This is a genomic window from Gordonia oryzae (genome assembly GCF_003797185.1).
Classification (GTDB): domain Bacteria; phylum Actinomycetota; class Actinomycetes; order Mycobacteriales; family Mycobacteriaceae; genus Gordonia; species Gordonia oryzae.
Genome location: NZ_RKMH01000024.1, coordinates 11,564 through 32,154, shown reverse-complemented (window position 1 = coordinate 32,154; position 20,591 = coordinate 11,564). Strand labels below are relative to the sequence as shown.

Sequence of the window (20,591 nt, the reverse complement as noted above, 5' to 3'; positions counted from 1 at the left end):
GCGCACGCGTTCCTGGCGATCACCACCGCCACCCAACGACACCGCGAACGCACCAACCGGCACCTGATCCGACTGAGAGTCAACGAATTCCGGCGTCTGTTCTGCGCACTCGTCCTCACCCCACTGCACGCCGCCGACCGCATCCTCGACTGGACCCTATGGCGCCGCCGTCACCAGAAACGCGCCCAACAATGCCACCAAAACCGCAGGTCACAACAACAATGAACCCAATCTACGGCTGTAGTACTAGTTGGTGTCATCAATTGCCGCCGAAACTGGGATCTCGTCGGCCACGCTGTTCCACTGGAAAAGGCAGGCTGAATCGCCCCGGGTTTGCTGGAGGCTCGGTTAGTTGGTTCCGGCCTCTGCTGGGACCGGGTTCTCACGGTAGCTGGTGACCGTGTGGGCCGCCCAGTAGGCGGCCTCGTACTCGACCGGCGGGACGTGTCCGATCTCGCCGTGCAGACGGCGGTGGTTGAACCACTTGGCGTGTCCCCCGTGAACCGGTCCGGGCTGTTCTAGAGTCCTTGCCCTGATGAGGGCACGAAGGGACGATAGGGATCATGGCAGGACCGAAGCGTCACTCGGCCGAGGACATCGTGCGCAAGTTGCGCCGGGCTGATGAGTTGGCGGCGGAGGGAAAGACCGGCGAGGAGATCGCCGCCGACCTCGAGGTGTCGGCCGCAACGTTGTACAACTGGCGCCGCCAGTACGGCGGCATGGACGCCGATGCCGCCAAAGAGCTCAAAGAACTGCGCGATCAGAACAGCCGGCTCAAGCGACTGCTCGCCGATGCGGAGTTGGAGAAGGACGCACTGCGGGAGATCGCGAAGGACGCTCCTATAGATGTCAAGGCGTGAGATCGCGGTAGTCGGTCCGGAGGGCTGTGAAGACTTCTCGGGCGAGGTAGCGTTTTTGGCATCGGATGATCTCGGGCATCGATTTGCCCTCTGTGGTGCGGCGATTCGCGTATTCGCGGGCGCCGTTGTGGTAGCGGAGCCGTACGATCACGGCGGTATGCAGTGCCTGGTTGGCGCGTCGGTCCCCACCGCGGTGTAGTCGGTGCCGATGAGTCTTGCCTGAGGATGCGGGTACTGGGGCGACTCCGCAGAGGTGGGCAAAGGATGCTTCGGAGCGGAGCCGGTCGGGGTTGTCGCCGATGGTGATGAGTAGGGCGGCAGCGGTATCGGTACCCAGTCCGAAGACTGCCGATGTTGCCGGTGCTGCGTCGGCCACCAAGGCGGCCAGGTTCTTCTTCAGTTGTGTTGCTTCGCTGCGCAATAGCTTGGTCCTGGTGGCCAGCGAGCGTAATGCCATCTTGGTCGCTTCAGCGGGATCGCTGAGGCGTTCAGCATCGGTCGGCAGGTCGACGCATCGTGTGAGCAACGTGGCGGCGCGCAGGCCCCGTAGCTGTTCGCGAAGCTCGTCGGGTGCGGTGACGATCAACGCCCGCAGCGTGTTCATTGACGCGGTGGCTGCCTTGGTAGCGCTGGTTGAGGCCACACGCAGTGCTCGTATCGCCTCGATCGCGCCGTTACCGCGTTTGGGCGTCGACAGCTGGTGGCGGGACAGGACGACCCGTGCTGCTGCATAGGCGTCGAGTTCGTCGCTCTTGCCGCTTGCCCGACGCAATCGGCGGCTGGGGTGCGGGACTTCAGATACGGAGATGTCCGCGTTGTGCAGATAGCGGGTAAGTCCTGCCCCGTAGGATGCTGACCCTTCGATCCCGACGTCGACGATGGTCCCGCACGATGACAGCCACTCAAGGATGAGTCGATATCCTTCCGTGGTGGCGGGGAATTCGCGGTCGTCCACTTCTCGGCCGTTGGCGTCGACTATCGCGACGTGATGGGTGTATCGGCATGAGTGTCCACACCTGCGTAGATCATTGGTGATTTCGGGCCGGCGGTCAATGTAGTGTCCTTCCCTCCCTGGTCGGGATGAGCAAGGGCGGACAGGCGGCAGGCTCCTATCAGGTCACTACTCCTTGCACATCCGCATGGATGCGGTGGCCTACCGCCGATCGGACCGACGGGTCCTTCGGAAGGCACCGAGTGGGCCAGGAAAATTCAGGGTCAGGACCGCTCGGCGGTAGGCCTGTAACCATCATGACTGGAAAATTCTGAGCCCGACCGCCAAACGCGCCGCCATCGACATGCTCAAAGACGTCAAGAACATGTCAGAACGGATGGCGTGCAAGGTTGTTGGGCCTTCCCGCTCAGCCTATCGGCAGCTGCCGTTAGCGCAGAAGCCGGCAGACCCGGACGCGGCGGTCCGTGAGCAACTGCCCACCTACGCCCGTAAGAACCCCCGTCACGGATTTCGTCGGGCGTGGGCGCACCTACGGTTCGACGACGGCATCGAGATCAACAAGAAGAAGATCCACCGGTTGTGGAAGGAGGAGGGTTTGCAGGTGCGGCGCGCTCCTCGCCGTAAGCGGGCGGGCCAGTCCTCGGTACCGATCGTGGTCGCGGACGCGCCGAAAGTGGTGTGGGCATTGGACTTTCAGTTCGACTCCACCGTCGATGGACACAGGATCAAGATCGCGTCGATGGTCGATGAGCACACCCGGATGTCGTTGCTGAACATCGTGGACCGCTCGATTCCCGGCCGAGCGATTGATCGAGGAGTTGGAGAAGACGTTCGCGATCTGGGGTGGCCCGCCGCTGGTGTTGCGGATGGACAACGGCCCGGAGTTCATCTCAGAGGCCTTGCGGGAGTACTGTGCCGGGTCGGTGGGGATCTCCTATATTCCGCCCGGCACGCCGTGGAACAACGGGTTCATCGAGTCGTTCAACAACCGGTTGCGAGACGAGTGTTTGAACCGCAACTGCTGGCCCGCCATCTTGGAGGCCCGTGTGGTCATCGGCGACTTCAAGGATGACCACAACCATCGGCACCGGCATTCGGCGCTGGGCTACAAGACCCCTGCCGAGTACGCTGCCGGATGCACCCACCGGCATCACCCCGTGGGCTGCGAGATCGACTGATCGACTGCAAGTAGGAACTGGCTCTAGAACTGCCTGGACCGGGGGACCTGCCAGGTACAAACCACTCATCTCCGAAGAACTCTTCGACCGCGTCCAACTCCTACTCGAAGAGCGCGGCTTCGCCGGCGAGCGACGCCGCAAACTCCACCACTACCTCAAAGGCAGTCTGTTCTGCGGCAAATGCCACTCGGTGGGGATCGAAAGACGGATCATCATGCAGAAAGCCGTCGGTCGCCACGGCAAGCTATATCACTACTTCTTCTGCGCCGGCACCCAAGACAATACCTGCGACGCGCCCTACAACAACAAAGACCTCGTTGAAGCCGCGATCGAGGAACATTACAAGACCATCCACTTCAGCCCAGAGTTCATCGAAGGACTGCGCACGGTCATGGAAGAACTGCTCGCCGACACCACGGCAGCAGCTCGACTGCACCGTAACCAGCTCACCACGCAGCTGAAGTCTCTCGACGTCAAGGAAGAGAACCTGCTCGATCTGGCAGCAGACGGAATAATAGCGACCGCTAAAGTCCAGCGGCGGTTGCGCGAGATCGCCGAACAGCGTGGGCGCATCACCGCCCAGCTCGAGGAGGTACTCGACGACCTCGGACAAGGCGCCAAGTACATCGACCTCTGCCTCTAATTGCTCGCCAATCCGTACCAGCTCTACGCCGGAGCCAGCGACGAGACCCGGCGACGGCTGAACCAGGCCATCTTCAAACATCTCTACATCCACGACGAGGAGATCACCGCCCACGACATCAACAGCCCTCTCGCCGAGCTTCTCGCCGCCGACACCGGTGCACAGGTCGTGAACGCTACTCATGACCTGGACGCAGGCAAAAAGGCCGCATACGCCGCCTACAGGGCACAAGACGAAGGCACCGCCCTCCCGGGCGGTGCCACATTGCTGATTGATGACCTACTCGAATCCGTCCACGGACGCTCTGATTCTAGTAAGGCTTCTATGGTGCGCGAGGGGGGACTTGAACCCCCACGTCCTAGGACACTGGAACCTAAATCCAGCGCGTCTGCCAATTCCGCCACTCGCGCGTGCCCGATCAGCGTACCGCCCGCCTCGTGGATCGACGGAATCGACCAAGGTCGGCGATGGGGTCGCACCCTCGAGTGGTGCCGCAACCTCATGCGCAAGGCTCAATCGATAGGGACTTCTGCCGAGCCGCGATGACGCGTCACCATCACAGTGTTGACGCAGATCACCGGGACCGCTCGGCAGCTCATCGACGCAGGCCAGGTACCGTCGTAGCTATGTCCCAGCAGCCCGGCCGACGACGGCACCGCCCCGCACTCCTGGTGCTGGTGGTGGTTGCCGCGATTGTCTGCCTCAGTCTGGCCTGGTGGCAGTGGGACACCTACGAGGCCGGCGGAACCGGCCAGAATCTCGGCTACGCCTTGCAGTGGCCGGCCTTCGGATTCGCATTCCTCTGGGCCTATCGACGGTTCGTCGTCTTGGAGAGTGATCCCGAGGAACTCCAGAGGGCAACCGCAGCCAGGGGAATGACGGAGATCCCCGAGGATCTGCTCCCCGAGCGTGCCAGCACGCCGAGCGCGTCGTCGCTGCACGAGACAACCGTCGCCGATGACGACTCCGGACTCCGCGAGTACAACGAGTACCTGGCCGAACTCAGCGCCGCCGATCACGCACACGGCGACCGACGTCTGACCACCGCAACACCCGATTCATCTGTCAGTGAGGACCGCAGCAAGTGACCGAGACCGCCCAGCCCGCCGCCACCCCCGTCGAGAAGGTCAAGGGAGCACTCCTGCGATATCGCATCCTGGCATGGGTCACCGGTTTGTGGCTGCTCCTTTTGGTGGTCGAGCTGATCGTCAAGTATGGCTTCGGCGTCGACTCGTTGGACTTCGTCCCGATCGTGCACGGCTGGGTGTACTTCGCGTACCTGATCATGACCGTGGATCTGGCCATCAAGGTGCGTTGGCCGCTGGGAAAGATCGTCCTGACAGCAATCGCCGGCACGATCCCGTTTCTGTCGTTCTACTTCGAGCACATCCGCACCCGCGAGGTGAAGCAGGAGTACGGCCTCGGCGGGTAGGCACTCTAGCCGCGTGTGCGCCGGCCGGCTCAGTCGGAGGCGGCCAGCGCTGCCAACGCAGGCACCAACTGCGCCAACGCCTTCCCGCGGTGACTCAGCGAGTCCTTCTCCTGCGCCGACAATTCCGCCGAGGTGCGTCCGGCCGCCGCCGCGTCGTCCGGAATGAATAGCGGGTCATAGCCGAAACCGTTGGCACCGAGCGCTTCTCGTAAGATGATCCCTCGCCACTGACCGCGCACGACCGTCTCGGAACCGTCGGGCTTCACCAGCGCACAGGCAGAGACGAATGCAGCCCCGCGACGCTCGTCGGGAACGTCAGCGATCTGACTCAACAACAGGTCGTTATTGGCCGCGTCGTCGCCATGACGTCCGCTCCAGCGAGCCGAGAGCACTCCCGGCATACCATTGAGGGCGTCCACCGACAACCCGGAATCATCGGCCAGACAAGGCAGTCCGGTGGCCCGCGCTCCCGCGCGCGCCTTGATGAGCGCGTTCTCCTCGAAGGTTGCACCGGTCTCCGGTTCCTCGGGGTACTTCGGGACCGCGTCGAGTCCCACGACGTCGAGTCCCACGATGCCCGCGGCGTCGACGACGCGTCGCAGCTCCGCCAGCTTCTTGGCGTTGCGGCTGGCCAACAGAACTCGCCGGACCGTCGGCTGAGGAGCGCTCATTCGGTCGGCAACTCGCCCGGATACGGCTCGTCGAGCACCGCGCGTTGCGCCTCGAAGAGTGTGGCGGTACCGATCTCGGCGAGATCGAGCAGCTTCTCCAGGGTGGCGCGCGGGAAGGTCGCGCCCTCACCGGTACCCTGCACCTCCACCAGAGTGCCGGCGTCGGTGGTCACGACGTTCATGTCGACCTCGGCCCGCGAATCCTCCTCGTAGGGCAGATCCAGCCGGACCCGGCCGTCGACCACGCCCACACTGACCGCGGCGATCATGCACGACAACGGCTGCGGGTCGGAGAGTTTGCCCGCGGCACCCAGCCAGGTCACCGCGTCGGCGAGCGCGACGTACGCACCGGTGATCGCGGCGGTCCGGGTGCCGCCGTCGGCCTGCAACACGTCGCAGTCGAGCGCGATGGTGTTCTCCCCCAGCGCGGCGAGGTCGATGCAGGCACGCAGCGAGCGTCCGATGAGTCGGCTGATCTCGTGGGTGCGGCCTCCGACCCTACCGGCGACCGATTCGCGGCGAGACCGCTCATGGGTAGCGGCGGGCAACATCGCGTACTCGGCGGTCAGCCACCCCAGGCCCGATCCTCGACGCCACGGCGGCACCCCCTCGGTCACGCTGGCGGTGCACAACACCCGGGTCTGCCCGAATTCCACCAGTACGGATCCGGCCGGATGGGAGGTGAATCCGCGGGTGAAGGTGATCGGTCGGAGTTCGTCGTCGGCCCTGCCGTCAGCGCGTGTCGTCACACGATCAACTGTAGACACCGAGCCGAATGACGCTGTCGGGGCGTCAGAAGTGGAAGATCTGTCCTTGCCGGACGAGTTCGACCGGACCGGAGAAGGTGCTGCGTGCTTCGGCCATGATCACCGACGCGTCGCACCACGGCGCCACGTGGGTGATGGCCAACGCCTTCGCGTTGGCCTTCGCAGCGGCCTCACCGGCCTCGATACCCGACAGGTGAAGATGCTCGGGCCGGTTGCCGGGATCATGAGTCCACGACGCCTCACACAGGAACAGATCGGCATCGGCGGCGAGATCGATGAGTTCGTCACACGGCCCGGTGTCGCCGCTGAAAGCGATCACGTGACCCTCCGGACCGGTGACGCGTAGACCGTAGGTCTCCGGTGGGTGATCGAGCTTCATCGCGTGGATGTTCATCCCGCCCAGCGTGATCTCCATCCCGTCGGCCCACTCGTGCACGTCGAAGGTGTCGCTTATGTCGTCGATCTCACCGGGAAATTCCGAGGACGCCGCGCCGATTCGCATCGCTACCCCCGACGGGCCGTAGAGCGGGGCCTTCTCCGGCGCCGGTCCGGGCGGGGCATAGCGGCGCCAGACCAGCATCGCCGGCAGGTCGAGGCAGTGGTCGGCGTGCATATGGGAGAGCACGACCGCGATGTTGTCGGGATCGGACACCCGCATCAGCTCACCGAAGACGCCGGGTCCGCAGTCCATCAGCACGGGTTGCTCGCCGGGCACCGAGAACAGGTAGCCCGAACAGGCTGCACCCGGTCCACCCACACTTCCCGAGCAACCGAGCACCGTGACACGCATATCCCTACCTTGCCATGCGCGGACGTCATGGTGGCCGGGTATCCGATCACAAGTCGGTGTGCGAACGAGTCCCGCAGGCCGCCTCAGATGCGGGCCACCGAGCCGACCGTCGGGCCGAGGAACCGAGTTGACAAGCGCGCGAACGATTCCGGATTCCCGGTGGCGTGAAACACGCGTTCGGCGGCACGATCGGTGTGCGGGTGCAACATGTCCGAGCGGGTCAGTACGGCAAAGAGGTCCTTGGCGGTTTCCTCGGCACTGGAGACGAGTGTGACTTCATCGCCCATGGCGAGGGCGATGACACCCGAGAGCAGCGGGTAGTGGGTGCAGCCGAGCACCACGGTGTCGACGCCCGCTTCCTGCAGCGGCTCGAGGTAGCCCTGCGCCAAGCCGAGGATCTGGCGTCCGCTGGTGATGCCGCGTTCGACGAAGTCGACGAACCGAGGGCAGGCGACTGCGGTAATCTCCGCATCCCGGGCGGCGGCGAAGGAGTCCTGATAGGCCTGGGAGGCGATGGTGGCCTCGGTCCCGATGACCCCGATGCGACCGGTCTTGGTGGCGACCACCGCACGCCGAACCGCCGGCAGGACCACCTCGATGACCGGAATCGGCGCGTATCGTTCACGGGCGTCGCGCAGACCGGCCGCCGACGCTGTGTTGCACGCGATGACGATGGCCTTCACCCCACGCTCGGCGAGCTCGTCGCCGATGGCCAACGCGTGCTTGCGGATCTGCGGGATGGTCAACGGCCCGTAGGGGCCGTTCGCGGTGTCGCCGATGTAGACGATGTCCTCGTCGGGGAGCAGGTCGATGATCGCGCGGGCCACGGTGAGCCCGCCGACGCCGGAATCGAAGATGCCGATCGGGGCGTCGGGTCCGGGGGCGACTATTGCGACACCCCCGGCATCGGCGGACCCCCTTGGGCCGCGCTACTCCGAGACCGACGATGCCGGTCGCGGTCGGCGAGGAACCAGGCGGCGAGAACGCCGCCGATGGCCCCGAACACATGCCCCTGCCACGAGACGGTCGGGTCGGTCGGCAGCACTCCCCAGAGCAACGACCCGTAGACAGGCAGCAAGACCAGGCCGCCGAGAATCTGCCACAGATTGCGATTGAACAATCCACGAACCAGTAGGTAGGCGAGCCAGCCGAAAATCACCCCGGAGGCTCCGACGGTCACCGATCCGCTCGGCGCGAACAGCCACACGCCCAGTCCGGAAGTAATCCAGACAACCGCGGTGACGAATAGGAATCGCCGGGCGAGCAGCAGCAGGAATCCGAGGACCACCCCTACCGCGAGGTTGGCCTCCAGGTGATCCCAGTTGGCGTGCAGGAACGGCGACCACACGATGCCGTCGAGTCCGTCGATACGACGCGGCTCGATACCTGCCGAATCGAGGTCGTAGTCGGTGGCGGCATCGATGGCCTCGACGATGATCAGGCCGATGACGATGAACACCGTGACCAGCGCCGATCGCTGCCATAACGGGCGCTGCCACAACGGGCGCCGCGTCGGCGGCGCTCCCGGTGTCTGGGTCGTGTTGATGGTGTTCTCCTCGCCGCAGGCGCCGTGCCGGTCAGGTTCGGTCGGATGCGGTGCCGGTCAAAGGCTGTGTCGGTCAGGTGCAGTGGGGGCGGATCGGGCCTCAGGCCCAGAGCTGTCCCTCCAGCGCCTGTTCGGCCTCTTCCAGGCTACCGCCGTAGGCCCCGGTCGACAGATACTTCCATCCCGCGTCGGGCACGACGAAACCGATATCGGCGCGCCGGCCCGCCGTGAGCGCCTTGCGTCCGATTCCCCGCGCGGCCTGCAGGATCGCACCGGTGGAAATCCCGGCGAAGATGCCCTCGGCGTCGATGAGTTCGCGCACCCGGGCGACGGCGTCGATCCCGGTCACCGAGAATCGGCGGGTGAGCACCGAATCGTCGTAGAGCTCGGGCACGAAGCCCTCGTCGATGTTGCGCAGCCCGTAGACCTCGTCGCCGTACCGCGGCTCAGCGGCGACGATCTCGATGTCGGGGTCACGCTCACGCAGATAGCGTCCCACCCCCATCAGGGTGCCGGTGGTGCCGAGTCCGGCAACGAAGTGCGTGATCTCGGGCAGGTCGGAGTACAGCTCGGGACCGGTGCCCGCATAGTGCGCGCGCCAGTTGGCCTCATTGCCGTACTGGTAGAGCATCACCCAGTCGTCGTGCTCGGCGGCGAGTTCCTTGGCCACCCGCACCGCGGTGTTCGAACCTCCGGCGGCCGGCGACGAGATGACTTCGGCTCCATACATTTTCAGTAGTGATCGGCGTTCTTCGGAGGTGTTCTCCGGCATCACGCAGATCAGGTGGTAGCCCTTGAGCTTGGCGGCCATCGCCAGCGATATCCCAGTGTTGCCGCTCGTGGGTTCCAGGATGGTCGCCCCGGATCTCAGAGTGCCGTCGCGTTCGGCCGCCTCGATCATCGCCAGCGCGGGGCGGTCCTTGATGGAGCCAGTCGGGTTGCGGTCCTCGAGTTTGGCCCACAGCCGCACGTGCGGGCCCAGCGTCGGGTCGTCGTCCCAGCGCGGCGAGAGTCGTCGTAGACCGATCAGCGGAGTGTTGCCGACCGAGGCGATCAGCGAGTCGTAGCGGGTCACGACGTGGCGCTACCGCCGGCCACCGCGGGCAAGATGGTGACCTCGTCCCCGTCGTCGATGGTGGTGTCCAGACCACCGGAGAAGCGCACGTCCTCATCGTTGACGTAGATGTTGACGAAACGATGCAGCTTGCCGTTGGCGACCAGCCGTTCACGTAGGCCCGGGTTCGCCGACTCCAGGTTGTCGATGAGTTCCTTCAACGTCGATCCCGTTGCGTCAACCCGCTTCTCACCACCGGTGTGGGTACGCAGGATCGTCGGGATGGACACGGTTACCGCCATGGTTGCTCAGCTCCTGATCTCGATCTCTTCTTCGGTGACCACCCCGTCGAGGATCCGATAACTGCGGACCTCGTCGGTGTCGGGCTCACGGGTGGACACCAGGACGTAATGGGCACCCGGCTCACTCGCGTAGGACACGTCGGTACGGCTGGGGTAGGGCTCGGTTGCAGTGTGCGAGTGGTAGATCACCACCGGTTCCTCGTCCCGGCGGTCCATCTCCCGCCAGACCTTGAGTTGCTCGAGCGAGTCGAATCGATAGAAGGTCGGTGACCGTTCGGCATTGACCATCGGGATGAACCGTTGTGGCTCGTCGGAGCCCTCGGGGCCGGCGATCACCCCGCACGCCTCATCGGGGTGATCGGCACGTGCATGCGCGATCATCTGATCCACCAGCTCGCGGCTGATCCGCAGCACCGCCACTCCTCGCTCTCACCGTCACGCTCTTACCGTCGCACGGGCTGCTCCCGCCCGACCGCGCGCACTCGGCACATCGTGGGTACCCAACGTCCGGCTCGGCGACGCTATTCCGGTCGACTGCCCGAATCCGATGCTCTCCCAGCTCAGGCCTGCGCCCCAACGTATCGCGCCGCGCCACGCACCCCGTCACCCGTCATCCGTCATCCGTGCGATCTACAGCTGTTTCCACACCGTTGTGCAGCGCTGTAGCGTTTCGCCACAGTTCACGATCTGTGGTGCCGACTTCGACAACCGATATCGGCCCCGGGGGAACCTCAGAGAATCAGGAGCTCACCACATGCACCGTGCCCACCGTGTTGCCACCGCCGCCATCGCCACGGGTATCGCCGCTGCCATCACGCTCACCGGCTGCTCGTCGGGTTCCGACAGCGGCTCCGGCGGCAACAACACCACCGCCTCGTCGTCGATGAACGATCCGGCTGCCCTCATCAAAGCCGCCGCCGACAAGACCGCAGCCCTCACCGGTGCTCATCTGGACCTCACCGTCGACGGCAAAGTTCCCAACGTAACCGTCAAGAAGGTCGACGCCGATCTGGTGACCAAGCCCAGGACAGCGGCCAAGGGCACCGCGACGGTGATGCTGGGCACCACCGACAGCGCCGCACCGTTCGTCTACGTCGATCAACACCTCTACGCAGACATCGGCAACAAGGGCTACGTCGACTACGGCGACGGCCGGTCCGTCTACGACGTCTCGGTCGTTCTCAACCCCGAGAAGGGCCTGGCGAACCTGCTGCGGAACATGCAGGACCCCAAGACCTCCGGCACCGAGGACATCGGCGGTGTCAAGGCCACCCGCGTCACTGGGACCGTCGCCGCCAAGCAACTCGCCGCGCTGACCGGGACCAACATCACCAAGAACCAAGATGCCCAGGTGCCGGTGAACGTCTGGATCACACCCGACAACCAGCTCGGCCGCGTGGTCCTCATACCAGCGACCAACTCCACGATGACGATGAACCTGTCGAACTGGAACAACACCGTCGAGGTCACCAAGCCGGCGACGGTTGCCACCCCGTCCCCCTCCGGAACCCCGAACCCGTCCGACGCCTCGCGCGCGCCGGCCTGATCACCCGCTCACGCAAGGAGACAGCTCATGAGTATTCGCAAGCGTCTGGTTGCCTCGGCCGTCGCCGTGGGCGCAGTGGGTGCAGCGCTCGTCGCTCCCACCGCCCTCGACACCGCCCCCGCCGCCCACGCCTATGGCAGTTACTACGGCGCGATCGCGCTGAACACCTCGACCGGAGACACCGGTCGAGCGTGGGACTACGACTCCTACGCCGAGGCCTCGAGCGAGGCCCTCGATGCCTGCGGCTACGGCTGTAAGGTCGTGGTCCAGTTCGTCAACGGTTGCGGCGCTGTGGCCTCGTCACCGTCGTATTGGGGCTACGGCCGCGGCCCCAGCCTCTACAGCGCCCAGTCGAACGCGCTCTACGCCGCAGGCGGCGGCGAGATCTACACCTGGGTCTGTACCTCGGACCACCAGTAACCACCGCCCCGCCCTCACCGGCGGGCGGCCCGGAGACCGTGATGGCGTCAGCGCACTGCTGACGCCATCACGCGTCGGTAGGCGGGGATGCTCGCGACCGGTTCGGCGGCGACGATCGCCGCGATGACCGCATCCCGGGTGATCTCGGCGGCGACCACACACACCTGCGCCAACACCGCGGTGTCCGGGTTCATGCCGGGCGGGATCGCCGGTACCGGCGCCACCGGGTGCGCCCCGGTGGTTACGGCGAAGATGGTGTCGCCGTCGAGCGGTGAGTGCACCGGACGGATCGCCATCGCGAGCCCGTCATGCGCCGACATCGCCACCCGCCGCAACGACGCCGGGGCGAACGCCGCATCGGTCGCGACGACGCCGATCGTGGTGTTGAGGACGGTCGGCGTGGCGCCGACGTCGGCCAGCGCAGCCACCTCGGCCGGTGTCGGCCGCTGCAAGCCCAGTCGAATCAGGTCGGATTGGCCGACGCCCCAAGGCAATCCGGTATCCGGATCGATCACCTCGCCGACCGGATTGGCGACGATGAGCGCGCCCACGAGGATTCCGGCGGCCGGGCCCTGCACGATTCGACGACTCGCCGTGCCGACACCGCCCTTGAGGGCACCGGCCCGCGCGCCCGCACCGGCACCGACGCTACCCACCGCGAACTCGCGACCCGCCGAGCGCACCGCCGCACTACCGAACCCCGCGTCCGGACGGTTCCGCCACCCCCCGACCGGCAGGTCGAAGATCACCGCGGCGGGAACGATCGGGACCACGTGCCCGTGTGCGTCCATCGGCAGGCCCACGCCGGTGCGCTCGAGTTCGCTCATCACGCCGTCGGCGGCGGCCAGCCCGTAGGCGCTGCCACCGGTCAGGACGACGGCGTGGGCGGTGGTGACGGTGTTCGCCGGATCGAGTAGATCGGTTTCACGGGTACCCGGACCGCCGCCGCGCACGTCCACGGCCGCGCACGGGTGCGGCCCGTCGATCCGGATTACCGTGGTGCCGCTGCACCAGCCGGTCCCGGGCGGGTCGCCGGGGCCGCCACCGCCGACGGTCACCTCGGCGTCGATGCGGTGGTGATGGCCGACGGTGATCCCATCGATCTCGGTGATGCGGTTGCCCGCCTGCGCCATTCGCGCGTCCGACTCCCCTGTCACTTCAGCGCCCGTGCCCGCAAAGAGGCCACACTCACATCATTCTCCGCTCACATCAAAGCCTCGACGAGCAACTCCTGCATCACCGTCAGCCAGTGGTAGACGTCGAGATGGGCGGCATGCGGATGACCCTCGGGAAGCTGGTCGGGGGTGTCCTCGGAGATGCCGAGCATCGCGCCGAGAGCCAGCCGGACGTCGTTGAGCGCAGTCAGCCAGTCGAGTGCCTGTGCCTCGGTCAGGGCGATGTCGCCACCACCGGCGGGCAACGAATCCAGCAACGTCTGCGCTGCCCCGAGTTTCGCGTCGATGATCTTCGGCTCGTTAAGGCTGCGCATCGCGGCGTTGAGGTCGCCGTTGATCATCTCCGCTTCCAAGTCGCGTTCCTGATCGGGACGATGGAAATCGGGCAGCAGCCGGCCCAGGGTGAGATCGGTCGGCGGTGACGAATGACCGGTCCGGATTCCGGTCATCGCAGCGAGTTCATCGATGGGCGCGCTCGATTCCCGTTCGGCGAGGAGGTCGGTCATCGAGGCCACCATCGACGCGAGCAGCTCGACCTCATGGCGTTCGAGGTTGGAACAAATCCGCATCCGCGAACCGCGACCCTGCCTTCTCCAGGTGCGCACGCGCTCAGCAATCCCGCTGCATCGTCGCCCACAATCCCGCGGCATGCAGCTTTCGGACGTCGGATTCCACCTTGTCGCGGCCACCGCTGGAGACCACCGCTCGCCCCTTGGTGTGTACCTGCATCATCAGCTCGTTCGCCCGGTCCTCGGAGTAGCCGAAGATCTTCTGGAAGACGAAGGTGACATACCGCATCAGGTTGACCGGGTCGTCCCACACGACCGTCATCCACGGGCGGTCCAGGTCCGATGCACCCTCGGCGACGGTGGGTTCGGCGACGGCCGTACCACCGGGAGTAGCCTCATGCGCACGCATTCCGTCAGGCGCCATACGTCCAAGGGTAAGGGATCAACAACGTGGACAACACCGCCCTGCTGACCGATCACTACGAGGTCACCATGGTCCGCGCTGCGCTGCGCCACCCGATCGCGCACCGCAAGTGCGTCTTCGAGGTGTTCGCGCGGCGCCTCCCCGACGGCCGCCGCTACGGTGTGGTCGCAGGTACCGGGAGAGTCATCGACGAGCTGGCACGCTTCCGATTCGGCGACGAGGAGATCGCGGTCCTCGAACGCTTCTGCGACGCAGAAACGATCGCCTGGTTGCGTGACTATCGGTTCTCCGGCGACATCGACGGCTACCGGGAGGGTGAACTGTACTTTCCCGGGTCCCCGATCCTGACCGTGCGCGCGAGTTTCGCCGAGGGGGTGCTGCTGGAGACCCTGATCCTGTCGATCCTCAACCACGACAGTGCGATCGCGTCGGCGGCGGCGCGGATGGTCAGCGCCGCCGGCAACCGGCCGATCATCGAGATGGGGTCGCGCCGCACCCACGAGCGGGCCGCGGTCTCCTCGTCGCGGGCGGCCTACATCGCGGGCGTCGCGGCCACCTCCAACCTTGAGGCTGCCCGCACGTACGGGGTGCCGAGTGCCGGCACCGCCGCACACGCGTTCACGCTCGGTTTCACCGGGCCCGACGGCCCTGACGAGAGGGCGGCCTTTGCCGCGCAGATCGAGGCGCTCGGCGTCGGCACCACGATGCTCGTCGACACCTACGACATCACCGCCGGGGTCCGCAACGCCATCGACGTCGCCGGACCCGAACTCGGGGCGGTCCGCATCGACTCCGGCGATCTCGGCGTGCTCGCCCGGCAGGTCCGCGATCAGCTCGACTCACTCGGCGCCACCGGCACCAAGATCGTCGTCTCCGGCGATCTCGACGAGTACGCCATCGCCTCGCTGCGCGCCGAACCCGTCGACATTTACGGGGTGGGCACCTCCTTGGTCACCGGCAGCGGTGCACCCACCGCCGGCATGGTCTACAAGCTCGTCGAGGTCGACGGCACCCCCGTCGCCAAACGCGCCAGCCACAAGGAATCGCGGGGTGGTGCCAAGACCGCCGTCCGCGCGGCCCGACCCAGTGGCACCATCGTCGAGGAGATCATCCATCGCACAGGCGATGCGCTGCCGGACACTCACGGGCTCGTCACTCGCGACCTGCAGATCCCGCTCGTCCGTTCCGGCGAGCCCGCCGACGATCTGCCGAACCTGTCCGACGCACGCGACCACCTTGGCCGCGGCCTTGTGAGCCTGCCGTGGGAAGGACTCGGCCTGTCGCACGGCGATCCGGCGGTTCCGACGCGCTACGTTCTGAGTTGAACATCCCGCGCCACCGACTTCCCCTCACCCGTCGCCTGCCCCACCGCCTGTCGCCACAGCCGCGCCCGTCCACCGCCCCCGAGGAGAATCATGAGCAGCCCGCAGTCCGGCGAATGGTCCGGCCCGGCCGACGCCCTGGTCATCGTCGACGTCCAGAACGACTTCTGTGAGGGCGGTGCGCTGGGCGTCCGGGGTGGTAACGCCGTGGCGGGTGCGATCAACAGCATTCTGGGCGACTACCGGACCGTGGTGGCCACCCGGGACTATCACATCGATCCGGGTGCGCACTTCTCCGACGACCCCGACTACCTCGACTCGTGGCCGCCACACTGTCGGGTCGGCACCGATGGTGTGGCGTTCTCACCCGCGCTGGACACCACAACAGTCGCCGATGTCTTCTCCAAAGGTGAGTACAGCGCCGCGTATTCAGGATTCGAGGGTGCCGACGACGACGGGGTCTCCCTCGAACGATGGCTGCGCGAGGCCGGGGTGAACTCGGTGGACGTCGTCGGGATCGCCACCGACCACTGCGTGCGTGCCACCGCACTCGACGCCGCGCGCGCCGGCCTGCGCACCCGCGTGCTGCTCAACTTCACCGCCGCCGTCGACGCATCGACGGCCAAGGCCGCGCTCAAGGAGATGCATTCGGCAGGAATAACTCTCGACGGCGATTTGCTCTACAGCGGCGCGTCCGAGGAGTCCTGAACCGCATCCATGACCGACCTTCCCTCGGTGACCGAGTTGCTCGACGCAGCGGTCTCCGCATTGTCCGGCCGGCGTCGCGACGGCCAGCGGCGCATGGCCAATGCCGTCGATCACGCCATCGACGTCGGCGAGCATCTCGCCGTCCAGGCAGGTACCGGCACCGGTAAGTCACTGGCCTACCTGGTGCCCGCGATCCGGCATGCCGTGGCCTCCGGCGACACGGTAGTGGTGTCGACAGCGACGATCGCCCTTCAGCGCCAGCTCGTCGAACGGGATCTACCGCGGCTCGCCGATGCCCTCGCCGGCCCGCTCGGCCGCACGCCGACCTACGCGATTCTCAAGGGCCGCTCGAACTATCTGTGCCTGCACAAGATCCACGCGGGCGCCGTCGAGGAACCCGATACCGAGCTGTTCGATGCCTTCGAGCTGTCCCGGACCGGCCGCGAGGTCACCCGGCTGCGGGAGTGGACCTCCGACACCGAGACCGGTGACCGCGATGACCTGTCCCCCGGGGTCGCCGACCGCTCGTGGCGACAGGTCAGCGTGTCGGCGCGGGAGTGTCTGGGAGCGAGCAACTGCTCCTACTCCGAGGACTGTTTCGCCGAACGCGCACGCCGGGCCAGCGCCCAGGTCGACGTCGTCGTCACCAATCACGCAATGCTGGCCATCGATGCACTCAGCCCGGCCAACGTCCTGCCCGATCACAACGTGGTGATCATCGACGAGGCGCACGAACTCGTCGACCGCATCACCTCGGTCAGCACCGCAGAGATCTCGGCGGCTGCGGTGGCCAACCTCTCCAAGCGGGTCGGCAAACTCGTCGATGAAGAGACCGTCGATGCGCTCATCGGCGCCGGTGAGCACCTCGGCGAACTCCTCGAGTCGTGTCCGCCCGGCGAGTGGACGGCCATGCCACCTGCGGCCGGCGCCACACTGACGGTACTGCGCGACCGCCTATGGGCCACACGTGGTGCCATCGGGCCGGTCCGCGGCCTCGGGGCGAGCGGCGACGAGGGTGCCGCAGCGGCCCGTACGGCCGCGCTCACCGGACTCGAGGATCTCCACGACACGATCGTGCGGCTACTCGGGGCGTTCACCGAGCCGGAGGTGGCCAAGCGTCGTGACGTGGTCTGGGTAGGCCACGAGCGTGTAGGCCGCGGCCCGTCGGCGAGCACCCGCCCCGTGCTGCACATCGCGCCGCTCTCGGTCGGCGGATTGCTGCGCAGCACCCTGTTCTCCACCTCCACAGTGATCCTGACCTCGGCGACACTGACCATCGGCGGATCGTTCGACGCGCTGGCCGCCACCTGGGGGTTGCCGGCTTCAGGACGCGGCGCTGATACCCCGGCCGCCGACGAGGTCGACGACCCGGGACCCGACGGGTCATCACGGGACGGGTCGGATCGGACAGCGGTGGCCGCGCGGACAGCGACGGCGACGGGCAAGGTCGCCCCGTCCGACGAGGGTACGGTCCGCTGGACAGGTCTCGATGCCGGCTCACCGTTCGACTATCCGCGTTCGGCGATCCTCTACGTCGCCCGCCACCTCCCACGGCCCGGGCGTGACGGAATGGCCCCGGCGACCCTCGACGAGATCGAGTCGCTGATCGGTGCCGCAAACGGACGCACCCTCGGTTTGTTCTCGTCGATGCGAGCGGCGCGCGCGGCCGCCGACGCACTGGCCGACCGCGTGTCAGTCCCGATCCTGTGCCAGGGTGACGACACCACCTCGACGTTGGTCAAGCGGTTCGCCGAGGATCCGGAGACCTGCCTGTTCGGCACGTTGTCGCTGTGGCAGGGCGTCGATGTGCCCGGGCCGTCGTTGAGTCTGGTGCTCATCGACCGGATTCCGTTCCCGCGGCCGGACGATCCGCTGCTCACTGCCCGTCAGCGCGCGGTCGACGCCCGAGGCGGCAACGGTTTTCTGTCGGTCGCCGCCAACCATGCCGCCCTGCTGCTCGCGCAGGGCGCCGGTCGGCTGCTGCGCTCGGTCGACGACCGTGGCGTGGTCGCGGTGCTCGATTCGCGTTTGGCGACGGCCGGATACGGCGGCTACCTCGCGGCATCGCTACCACCCTTCTGGCGGACCACCGACCCCACCGTGGTCCGGTCGGCACTGAGCAGGCTGACGGGGGTACCCGTACGCTGATCCTGGCGCGCGGAGCGCTCCGAGCGACAACAATGGGTACCACGCCCCGGCGCAGAGGCCGCGGTGAGCAACGACGCATCCTCGCACCGACAGGCGGTCGGGGTGGGAAGGGAGACCGTCTGTGATCGGCCGGATGGGCATCGACGACATCCAACCCTTGGTTTCGGCGGGCCAGTATCCAGCCAAAGCCGTTGTCGGAGAGACAATCCCGATCAGTGCCACCGCGTGGCGCGAGGGCCACGACGCACTCGGGGTCACCGTGCGCATCGAGGCCCCGCGCCGGCGCGTCTACGAGATCACCATGACGCCGTCGATGGAGCCCGACCAGTTCAACGCCGTCTTCGTACCCGACACCGAGGGCTACTGGACGTTTCGCGTCGAGGCCTGGAGTGACCCGTACACCACCTGGCGGTCGGCGATCGTCAAGAAAATCGACGCCGGTCAGTCCGTGGCGGATCTGGCCAACGACCTCGAGATCGGCGCGCGTGTGCTCTCCCGGGCCCGCGACCAGATCGCGCCCACCGAACGCGGGGTCCTCTCCGACGCGATCCGTCTCCTGCGCGCCGACGACATGTCCCTGTCGACGCGGATCGGCCCCGCCATCGCTGACGCCGTCACCTCACTGCTGCACCAACACCCGGTTCGCGAGATGGTCACCAAGAGCCGCAATCACCGCATCTGGGTCGATCGCCGACGCGCGCTGTTCGGCTCGTGGTACGAAATGTTCCCACGCTCGACCGGCGGCTGGGACAACGAGGGGCGCCCGATACACGGCACCTTCCTGACCGCCGCGCAAGATCTGCCCCGCATCGCCGACATGGGATTCGATGTCGTCTACCTGCCGCCGATCCATCCGATCGGTGAGGTCAATCGCAAGGGCCCCAACAACACCCTGATCGCCGGAGCCGAGGACGTCGGCTCCCCGTGGGCGATCGGGTCCCGAGAGGGTGGCCACGACGCCATCCACCCGCGCCTGGGCAGCGAGGAGGATTTCACCTACTTCGTCGGACGGGCACGCGAACTCGGCATGGAGATCGCCCTCGACCTCGCGTTACAGTGCGCCCCGGATCACCCCTGGGCCACCGAGCATCCCGACTGGTTCACCATCCTGCCCGACGGCACCATCGCCTACGCGGAGAACCCGCCGAAGAAGTACCAGGACATCTATCCGCTCAACTTCGACAACGACCGCGCCGGCATCTATTCGGGTGTGCTGCGCGTGGTGCTGCACTGGATCGACCTGGGCGTCAAGATCTTTCGCGTCGACAACCCCCACACCAAACCGCCGAACTTCTGGGAATGGCTGATCACCGAGATCAAGAAACGCCATCGGGACGTATTGTTCCTGGCCGAGGCATTCACCCGCCCCGCACGGCTCTACGGACTGGCGCGCCTGGGATTCACGCAGTCCTACACGTATTTCACGTGGAAGACCGCGCGCTGGGAACTCGAGGAGTTCGGCAACGAACTCGCTGCACACGCCGACGAGGCCCGACCGAATCTGTTCGTCAACACCCCAGACATCCTGCACGAGAGCCTTCAGCACGGTGGCCCGGGTATGTTCGCGCTGCGAGCGGCGCTGGCGGCGACCCTCTCCCCCACCTGGGGCGTGTATTCGGGATACGAACTCTACGAACACCTGCCGGTCCGGGAGGGCAGCGAGGAATACCTCGATTCGGAGAAGTACCAACTACGGCCACGTGACTACAAAGCAGCAGCGTCCCGAGGGGAATCCCTGGAGCCGTGGATCACCTCACTCAACGCGATCCGGCGTCGCCACCCGGCTCTGCAACAGTTGCGCAACATCACCTTTCACCACATCGACAACCCGGCACTGATCGCCTACTCCAAGATCGACCCTGCCTCCGGGGACCGGGTACTGGTCGTGATCAACCTCAATCCGTTCGGCACCGAGTCGGCAACCCTGTGGCTCGACATGCCCGCCCTCGGTTTCGACTGGCAGGACCACTTCGGGGTCCGCGACGAGGTGACCGGAGAGGAATACACCTGGGGTCAGGCGAACTATATTCAGCTCGAACCGTGGCGCGCGGTGGCCCACATCCTGGCCCTTCCGCCCCTCGATCCGGCACTCGCGCAACCGCTTTCCTACCGCATCCGGTGAGGAACGAGGAGAGGACGACGAC

At 66.3% G+C, this 20,591-nt stretch carries 22 protein-coding genes, 1 tRNA gene and 3 pseudogenes; 13 read left to right on the top strand and 13 right to left on the bottom strand.

Translation table 11 applies throughout. The features are described from left to right. Both EF294_RS21705 and EF294_RS22375 read left to right on the top strand, forming a co-directional pair. Nucleotides 1-225, top strand: a pseudogene (locus EF294_RS21705) (IS701 family transposase); the annotation flags it as partial. A gap of 338 nt (nucleotides 226-563) precedes the next feature. Beyond that, nucleotides 564-833 (top strand): annotated as a pseudogene (locus EF294_RS22375) (transposase); the annotation flags it as partial. A 16-nt stretch (nucleotides 834-849) separates the two neighbouring features. Here the strand turns inward: EF294_RS22375 and EF294_RS20785 are convergent. Continuing rightward, nucleotides 850-1,815, bottom strand: a complete 966-nt coding sequence (locus EF294_RS20785; RefSeq protein ID WP_246008004.1) for a transposase — start codon at nucleotides 1,813-1,815, stop codon at nucleotides 850-852. Between the two features lie 340 nt (nucleotides 1,816-2,155). Between EF294_RS20785 and EF294_RS22820 the strand changes: the two are divergent. The 3 genes and pseudogenes from EF294_RS22820 to EF294_RS22625 all read left to right on the top strand — a co-directional run. After that, nucleotides 2,156-2,419, top strand: a pseudogene (locus EF294_RS22820) (IS3 family transposase); the annotation flags it as partial. 211 nt (nucleotides 2,420-2,630) lie between these two features. Continuing rightward, nucleotides 2,631-2,990, top strand: coding sequence for an integrase core domain-containing protein (locus EF294_RS22370; protein WP_185091186.1), 360 nt, complete (start codon nucleotides 2,631-2,633; stop codon nucleotides 2,988-2,990). 214 nt (nucleotides 2,991-3,204) lie between these two features. Further along, complete coding sequence (locus EF294_RS22625) at nucleotides 3,205-3,633, top strand: hypothetical protein (protein ID WP_342774375.1); 429 nt, start codon at nucleotides 3,205-3,207, stop codon at nucleotides 3,631-3,633. Nucleotides 3,634-3,958: 325 nt separating this feature from the next. Here EF294_RS22625 and EF294_RS20765 read toward each other — a convergent pair. Continuing rightward, nucleotides 3,959-4,043, bottom strand: a tRNA-Leu gene (locus tag EF294_RS20765). 216 nt (nucleotides 4,044-4,259) lie between these two features. On the opposite strand from EF294_RS20765, the gene EF294_RS20760 reads away from it, so the two are divergent. Further along, the gene (locus tag EF294_RS20760; protein WP_123933029.1) at nucleotides 4,260-4,721 is read left to right on the top strand and encodes a transcriptional regulator; all 462 of its coding nucleotides are present in this window, start codon (nucleotides 4,260-4,262) and stop codon (nucleotides 4,719-4,721) included. Continuing rightward, nucleotides 4,718-5,065: a DUF3817 domain-containing protein gene (locus EF294_RS20755; RefSeq protein ID WP_123933027.1), complete on the top strand. Its 348-nt coding sequence runs from the start codon at nucleotides 4,718-4,720 to the stop codon at nucleotides 5,063-5,065. Before EF294_RS20760 ends, EF294_RS20755 begins: the two co-directional genes overlap by 4 nt. Before the next feature lie 29 nt (nucleotides 5,066-5,094). Here the strand turns inward: EF294_RS20755 and rdgB are convergent, their stop codons facing one another. From rdgB to EF294_RS20715, 8 genes are all read right to left on the bottom strand, one after another. Further along, on the bottom strand, nucleotides 5,095-5,736 hold the full coding sequence (gene rdgB / locus EF294_RS20750; protein ID WP_123933025.1) for an RdgB/HAM1 family non-canonical purine NTP pyrophosphatase: 642 nt from the start codon (nucleotides 5,734-5,736) through the stop codon (nucleotides 5,095-5,097). Beyond that, nucleotides 5,733-6,485, bottom strand: a complete 753-nt coding sequence (rph, locus tag EF294_RS20745) for a ribonuclease PH (RefSeq protein ID WP_123933023.1) — start codon at nucleotides 6,483-6,485, stop codon at nucleotides 5,733-5,735. Before rph ends, rdgB begins: the two co-directional genes overlap by 4 nt. A gap of 43 nt (nucleotides 6,486-6,528) precedes the next feature. Continuing rightward, nucleotides 6,529-7,293: a cyclic nucleotide-degrading phosphodiesterase gene (locus EF294_RS20740; protein WP_123933021.1), complete on the bottom strand. Its 765-nt coding sequence runs from the start codon at nucleotides 7,291-7,293 to the stop codon at nucleotides 6,529-6,531. A gap of 83 nt (nucleotides 7,294-7,376) precedes the next feature. Further along, a complete protein-coding gene (gene murI, locus EF294_RS20735; protein WP_185091191.1) occupies nucleotides 7,377-8,183 on the bottom strand; it encodes a glutamate racemase in 807 nt (268 codons plus the stop codon). Further along, entirely contained in the window at nucleotides 8,180-8,794 is a 615-nt protein-coding gene (locus EF294_RS20730; protein WP_123933017.1) for a rhomboid family intramembrane serine protease, read from the bottom strand. Before EF294_RS20730 ends, murI begins: the two co-directional genes overlap by 4 nt. Nucleotides 8,795-8,939: 145 nt before the next feature. Then, entirely contained in the window at nucleotides 8,940-9,914 is a 975-nt protein-coding gene (locus tag EF294_RS20725) for a PLP-dependent cysteine synthase family protein (protein WP_123933015.1), read from the bottom strand. Next, nucleotides 9,911-10,195 carry a MoaD/ThiS family protein gene (locus EF294_RS20720; RefSeq protein WP_123933013.1) on the bottom strand — a complete coding sequence of 95 codons (285 nt, stop codon included), beginning with the start codon at nucleotides 10,193-10,195 and terminating at the stop codon, nucleotides 9,911-9,913. The genes EF294_RS20725 and EF294_RS20720 overlap by 4 nt, the downstream gene beginning before the upstream one ends. Nucleotides 10,196-10,201: 6 nt before the next feature. Continuing rightward, nucleotides 10,202-10,609 (bottom strand): M67 family metallopeptidase, encoded by a 408-nt coding sequence (locus tag EF294_RS20715; RefSeq protein WP_006371569.1) that lies wholly within the window; start codon nucleotides 10,607-10,609, stop codon nucleotides 10,202-10,204. Nucleotides 10,610-10,949: 340 nt separating this feature from the next. On the opposite strand from EF294_RS20715, the gene EF294_RS20710 reads away from it, so the two are divergent. Both EF294_RS20710 and EF294_RS20705 read left to right on the top strand, forming a co-directional pair. Beyond that, nucleotides 10,950-11,741 (top strand): SCO4651 family lipoprotein, encoded by a 792-nt coding sequence (locus EF294_RS20710; RefSeq protein WP_123933011.1) that lies wholly within the window; start codon nucleotides 10,950-10,952, stop codon nucleotides 11,739-11,741. A gap of 27 nt (nucleotides 11,742-11,768) precedes the next feature. Then, nucleotides 11,769-12,161, top strand: coding sequence for a DUF4189 domain-containing protein (locus EF294_RS20705; RefSeq protein WP_123933009.1), 393 nt, complete (start codon nucleotides 11,769-11,771; stop codon nucleotides 12,159-12,161). A gap of 47 nt (nucleotides 12,162-12,208) precedes the next feature. Here the strand turns inward: EF294_RS20705 and EF294_RS20700 are convergent, their stop codons facing one another. Genes EF294_RS20700 through clpS form a run of 3 tightly spaced genes read right to left on the bottom strand, consistent with a single transcriptional unit; the run spans nucleotide 12,209 to nucleotide 14,269 of the window. After that, on the bottom strand, nucleotides 12,209-13,318 hold the full coding sequence (locus tag EF294_RS20700; protein WP_123933007.1) for a P1 family peptidase: 1,110 nt from the start codon (nucleotides 13,316-13,318) through the stop codon (nucleotides 12,209-12,211). Between the two features lie 47 nt (nucleotides 13,319-13,365). Next, nucleotides 13,366-13,941, bottom strand: coding sequence for an oxidative stress transcriptional regulator AosR (gene aosR / locus EF294_RS20695; protein ID WP_123933005.1), 576 nt, complete (start codon nucleotides 13,939-13,941; stop codon nucleotides 13,366-13,368). A 4-nt stretch (nucleotides 13,942-13,945) separates the two neighbouring features. Next, nucleotides 13,946-14,269: an ATP-dependent Clp protease adapter ClpS gene (gene clpS / locus EF294_RS20690; RefSeq protein ID WP_185091184.1), complete on the bottom strand. Its 324-nt coding sequence runs from the start codon at nucleotides 14,267-14,269 to the stop codon at nucleotides 13,946-13,948. Between the two features lie 68 nt (nucleotides 14,270-14,337). On the opposite strand from clpS, the gene EF294_RS20685 reads away from it, so the two are divergent. The 4 genes from EF294_RS20685 to EF294_RS20670 all read left to right on the top strand — a co-directional run bounded on the left by EF294_RS20685 (nucleotide 14,338) and on the right by EF294_RS20670 (nucleotide 20,569). Further along, on the top strand, nucleotides 14,338-15,594 hold the full coding sequence (locus EF294_RS20685) for a nicotinate phosphoribosyltransferase (RefSeq protein ID WP_246008005.1): 1,257 nt from the start codon (nucleotides 14,338-14,340) through the stop codon (nucleotides 15,592-15,594). Between the two features lie 90 nt (nucleotides 15,595-15,684). After that, nucleotides 15,685-16,299, top strand: coding sequence for an isochorismatase family protein (locus tag EF294_RS20680; protein WP_123933001.1), 615 nt, complete (start codon nucleotides 15,685-15,687; stop codon nucleotides 16,297-16,299). Nucleotides 16,300-16,308: 9 nt separating this feature from the next. Continuing rightward, a complete protein-coding gene (locus EF294_RS20675; protein WP_123932999.1) occupies nucleotides 16,309-18,447 on the top strand; it encodes an ATP-dependent DNA helicase in 2,139 nt (712 codons plus the stop codon). 121 nt (nucleotides 18,448-18,568) lie between these two features. Continuing rightward, nucleotides 18,569-20,569: a maltotransferase domain-containing protein gene (locus EF294_RS20670; protein ID WP_123932997.1), complete on the top strand. Its 2,001-nt coding sequence runs from the start codon at nucleotides 18,569-18,571 to the stop codon at nucleotides 20,567-20,569. The last annotated feature ends 22 nt before the right edge of the window (nucleotides 20,570-20,591 follow it).

Coding starts and splice junctions, on each gene's coding strand:
- rdgB (WP_123933025.1), bottom strand. CDS start 5,736: ATGAGCGCTCCTCAGCCGACGGTCCGGCGAGTTCTGTTGGCCAGCCGC.
- EF294_RS22625 (WP_342774375.1), top strand. CDS start 3,205: ATGCAGAAAGCCGTCGGTCGCCACGGCAAGCTATATCACTACTTCTTC.
- clpS (WP_185091184.1), bottom strand. CDS start 14,269: ATGGCGCCTGACGGAATGCGTGCGCATGAGGCTACTCCCGGTGGTACG.
- EF294_RS20720 (WP_123933013.1), bottom strand. CDS start 10,195: ATGGCGGTAACCGTGTCCATCCCGACGATCCTGCGTACCCACACCGGT.
- EF294_RS20740 (WP_123933021.1), bottom strand. CDS start 7,293: ATGCGTGTCACGGTGCTCGGTTGCTCGGGAAGTGTGGGTGGACCGGGT.
- EF294_RS20685 (WP_246008005.1), top strand. CDS start 14,338: ATGGTCCGCGCTGCGCTGCGCCACCCGATCGCGCACCGCAAGTGCGTC.
- EF294_RS20710 (WP_123933011.1), top strand. CDS start 10,950: ATGCACCGTGCCCACCGTGTTGCCACCGCCGCCATCGCCACGGGTATC.
- EF294_RS20760 (WP_123933029.1), top strand. CDS start 4,260: ATGTCCCAGCAGCCCGGCCGACGACGGCACCGCCCCGCACTCCTGGTG.
- EF294_RS20675 (WP_123932999.1), top strand. CDS start 16,309: ATGACCGACCTTCCCTCGGTGACCGAGTTGCTCGACGCAGCGGTCTCC.
- EF294_RS20680 (WP_123933001.1), top strand. CDS start 15,685: ATGAGCAGCCCGCAGTCCGGCGAATGGTCCGGCCCGGCCGACGCCCTG.
- EF294_RS20705 (WP_123933009.1), top strand. CDS start 11,769: ATGAGTATTCGCAAGCGTCTGGTTGCCTCGGCCGTCGCCGTGGGCGCA.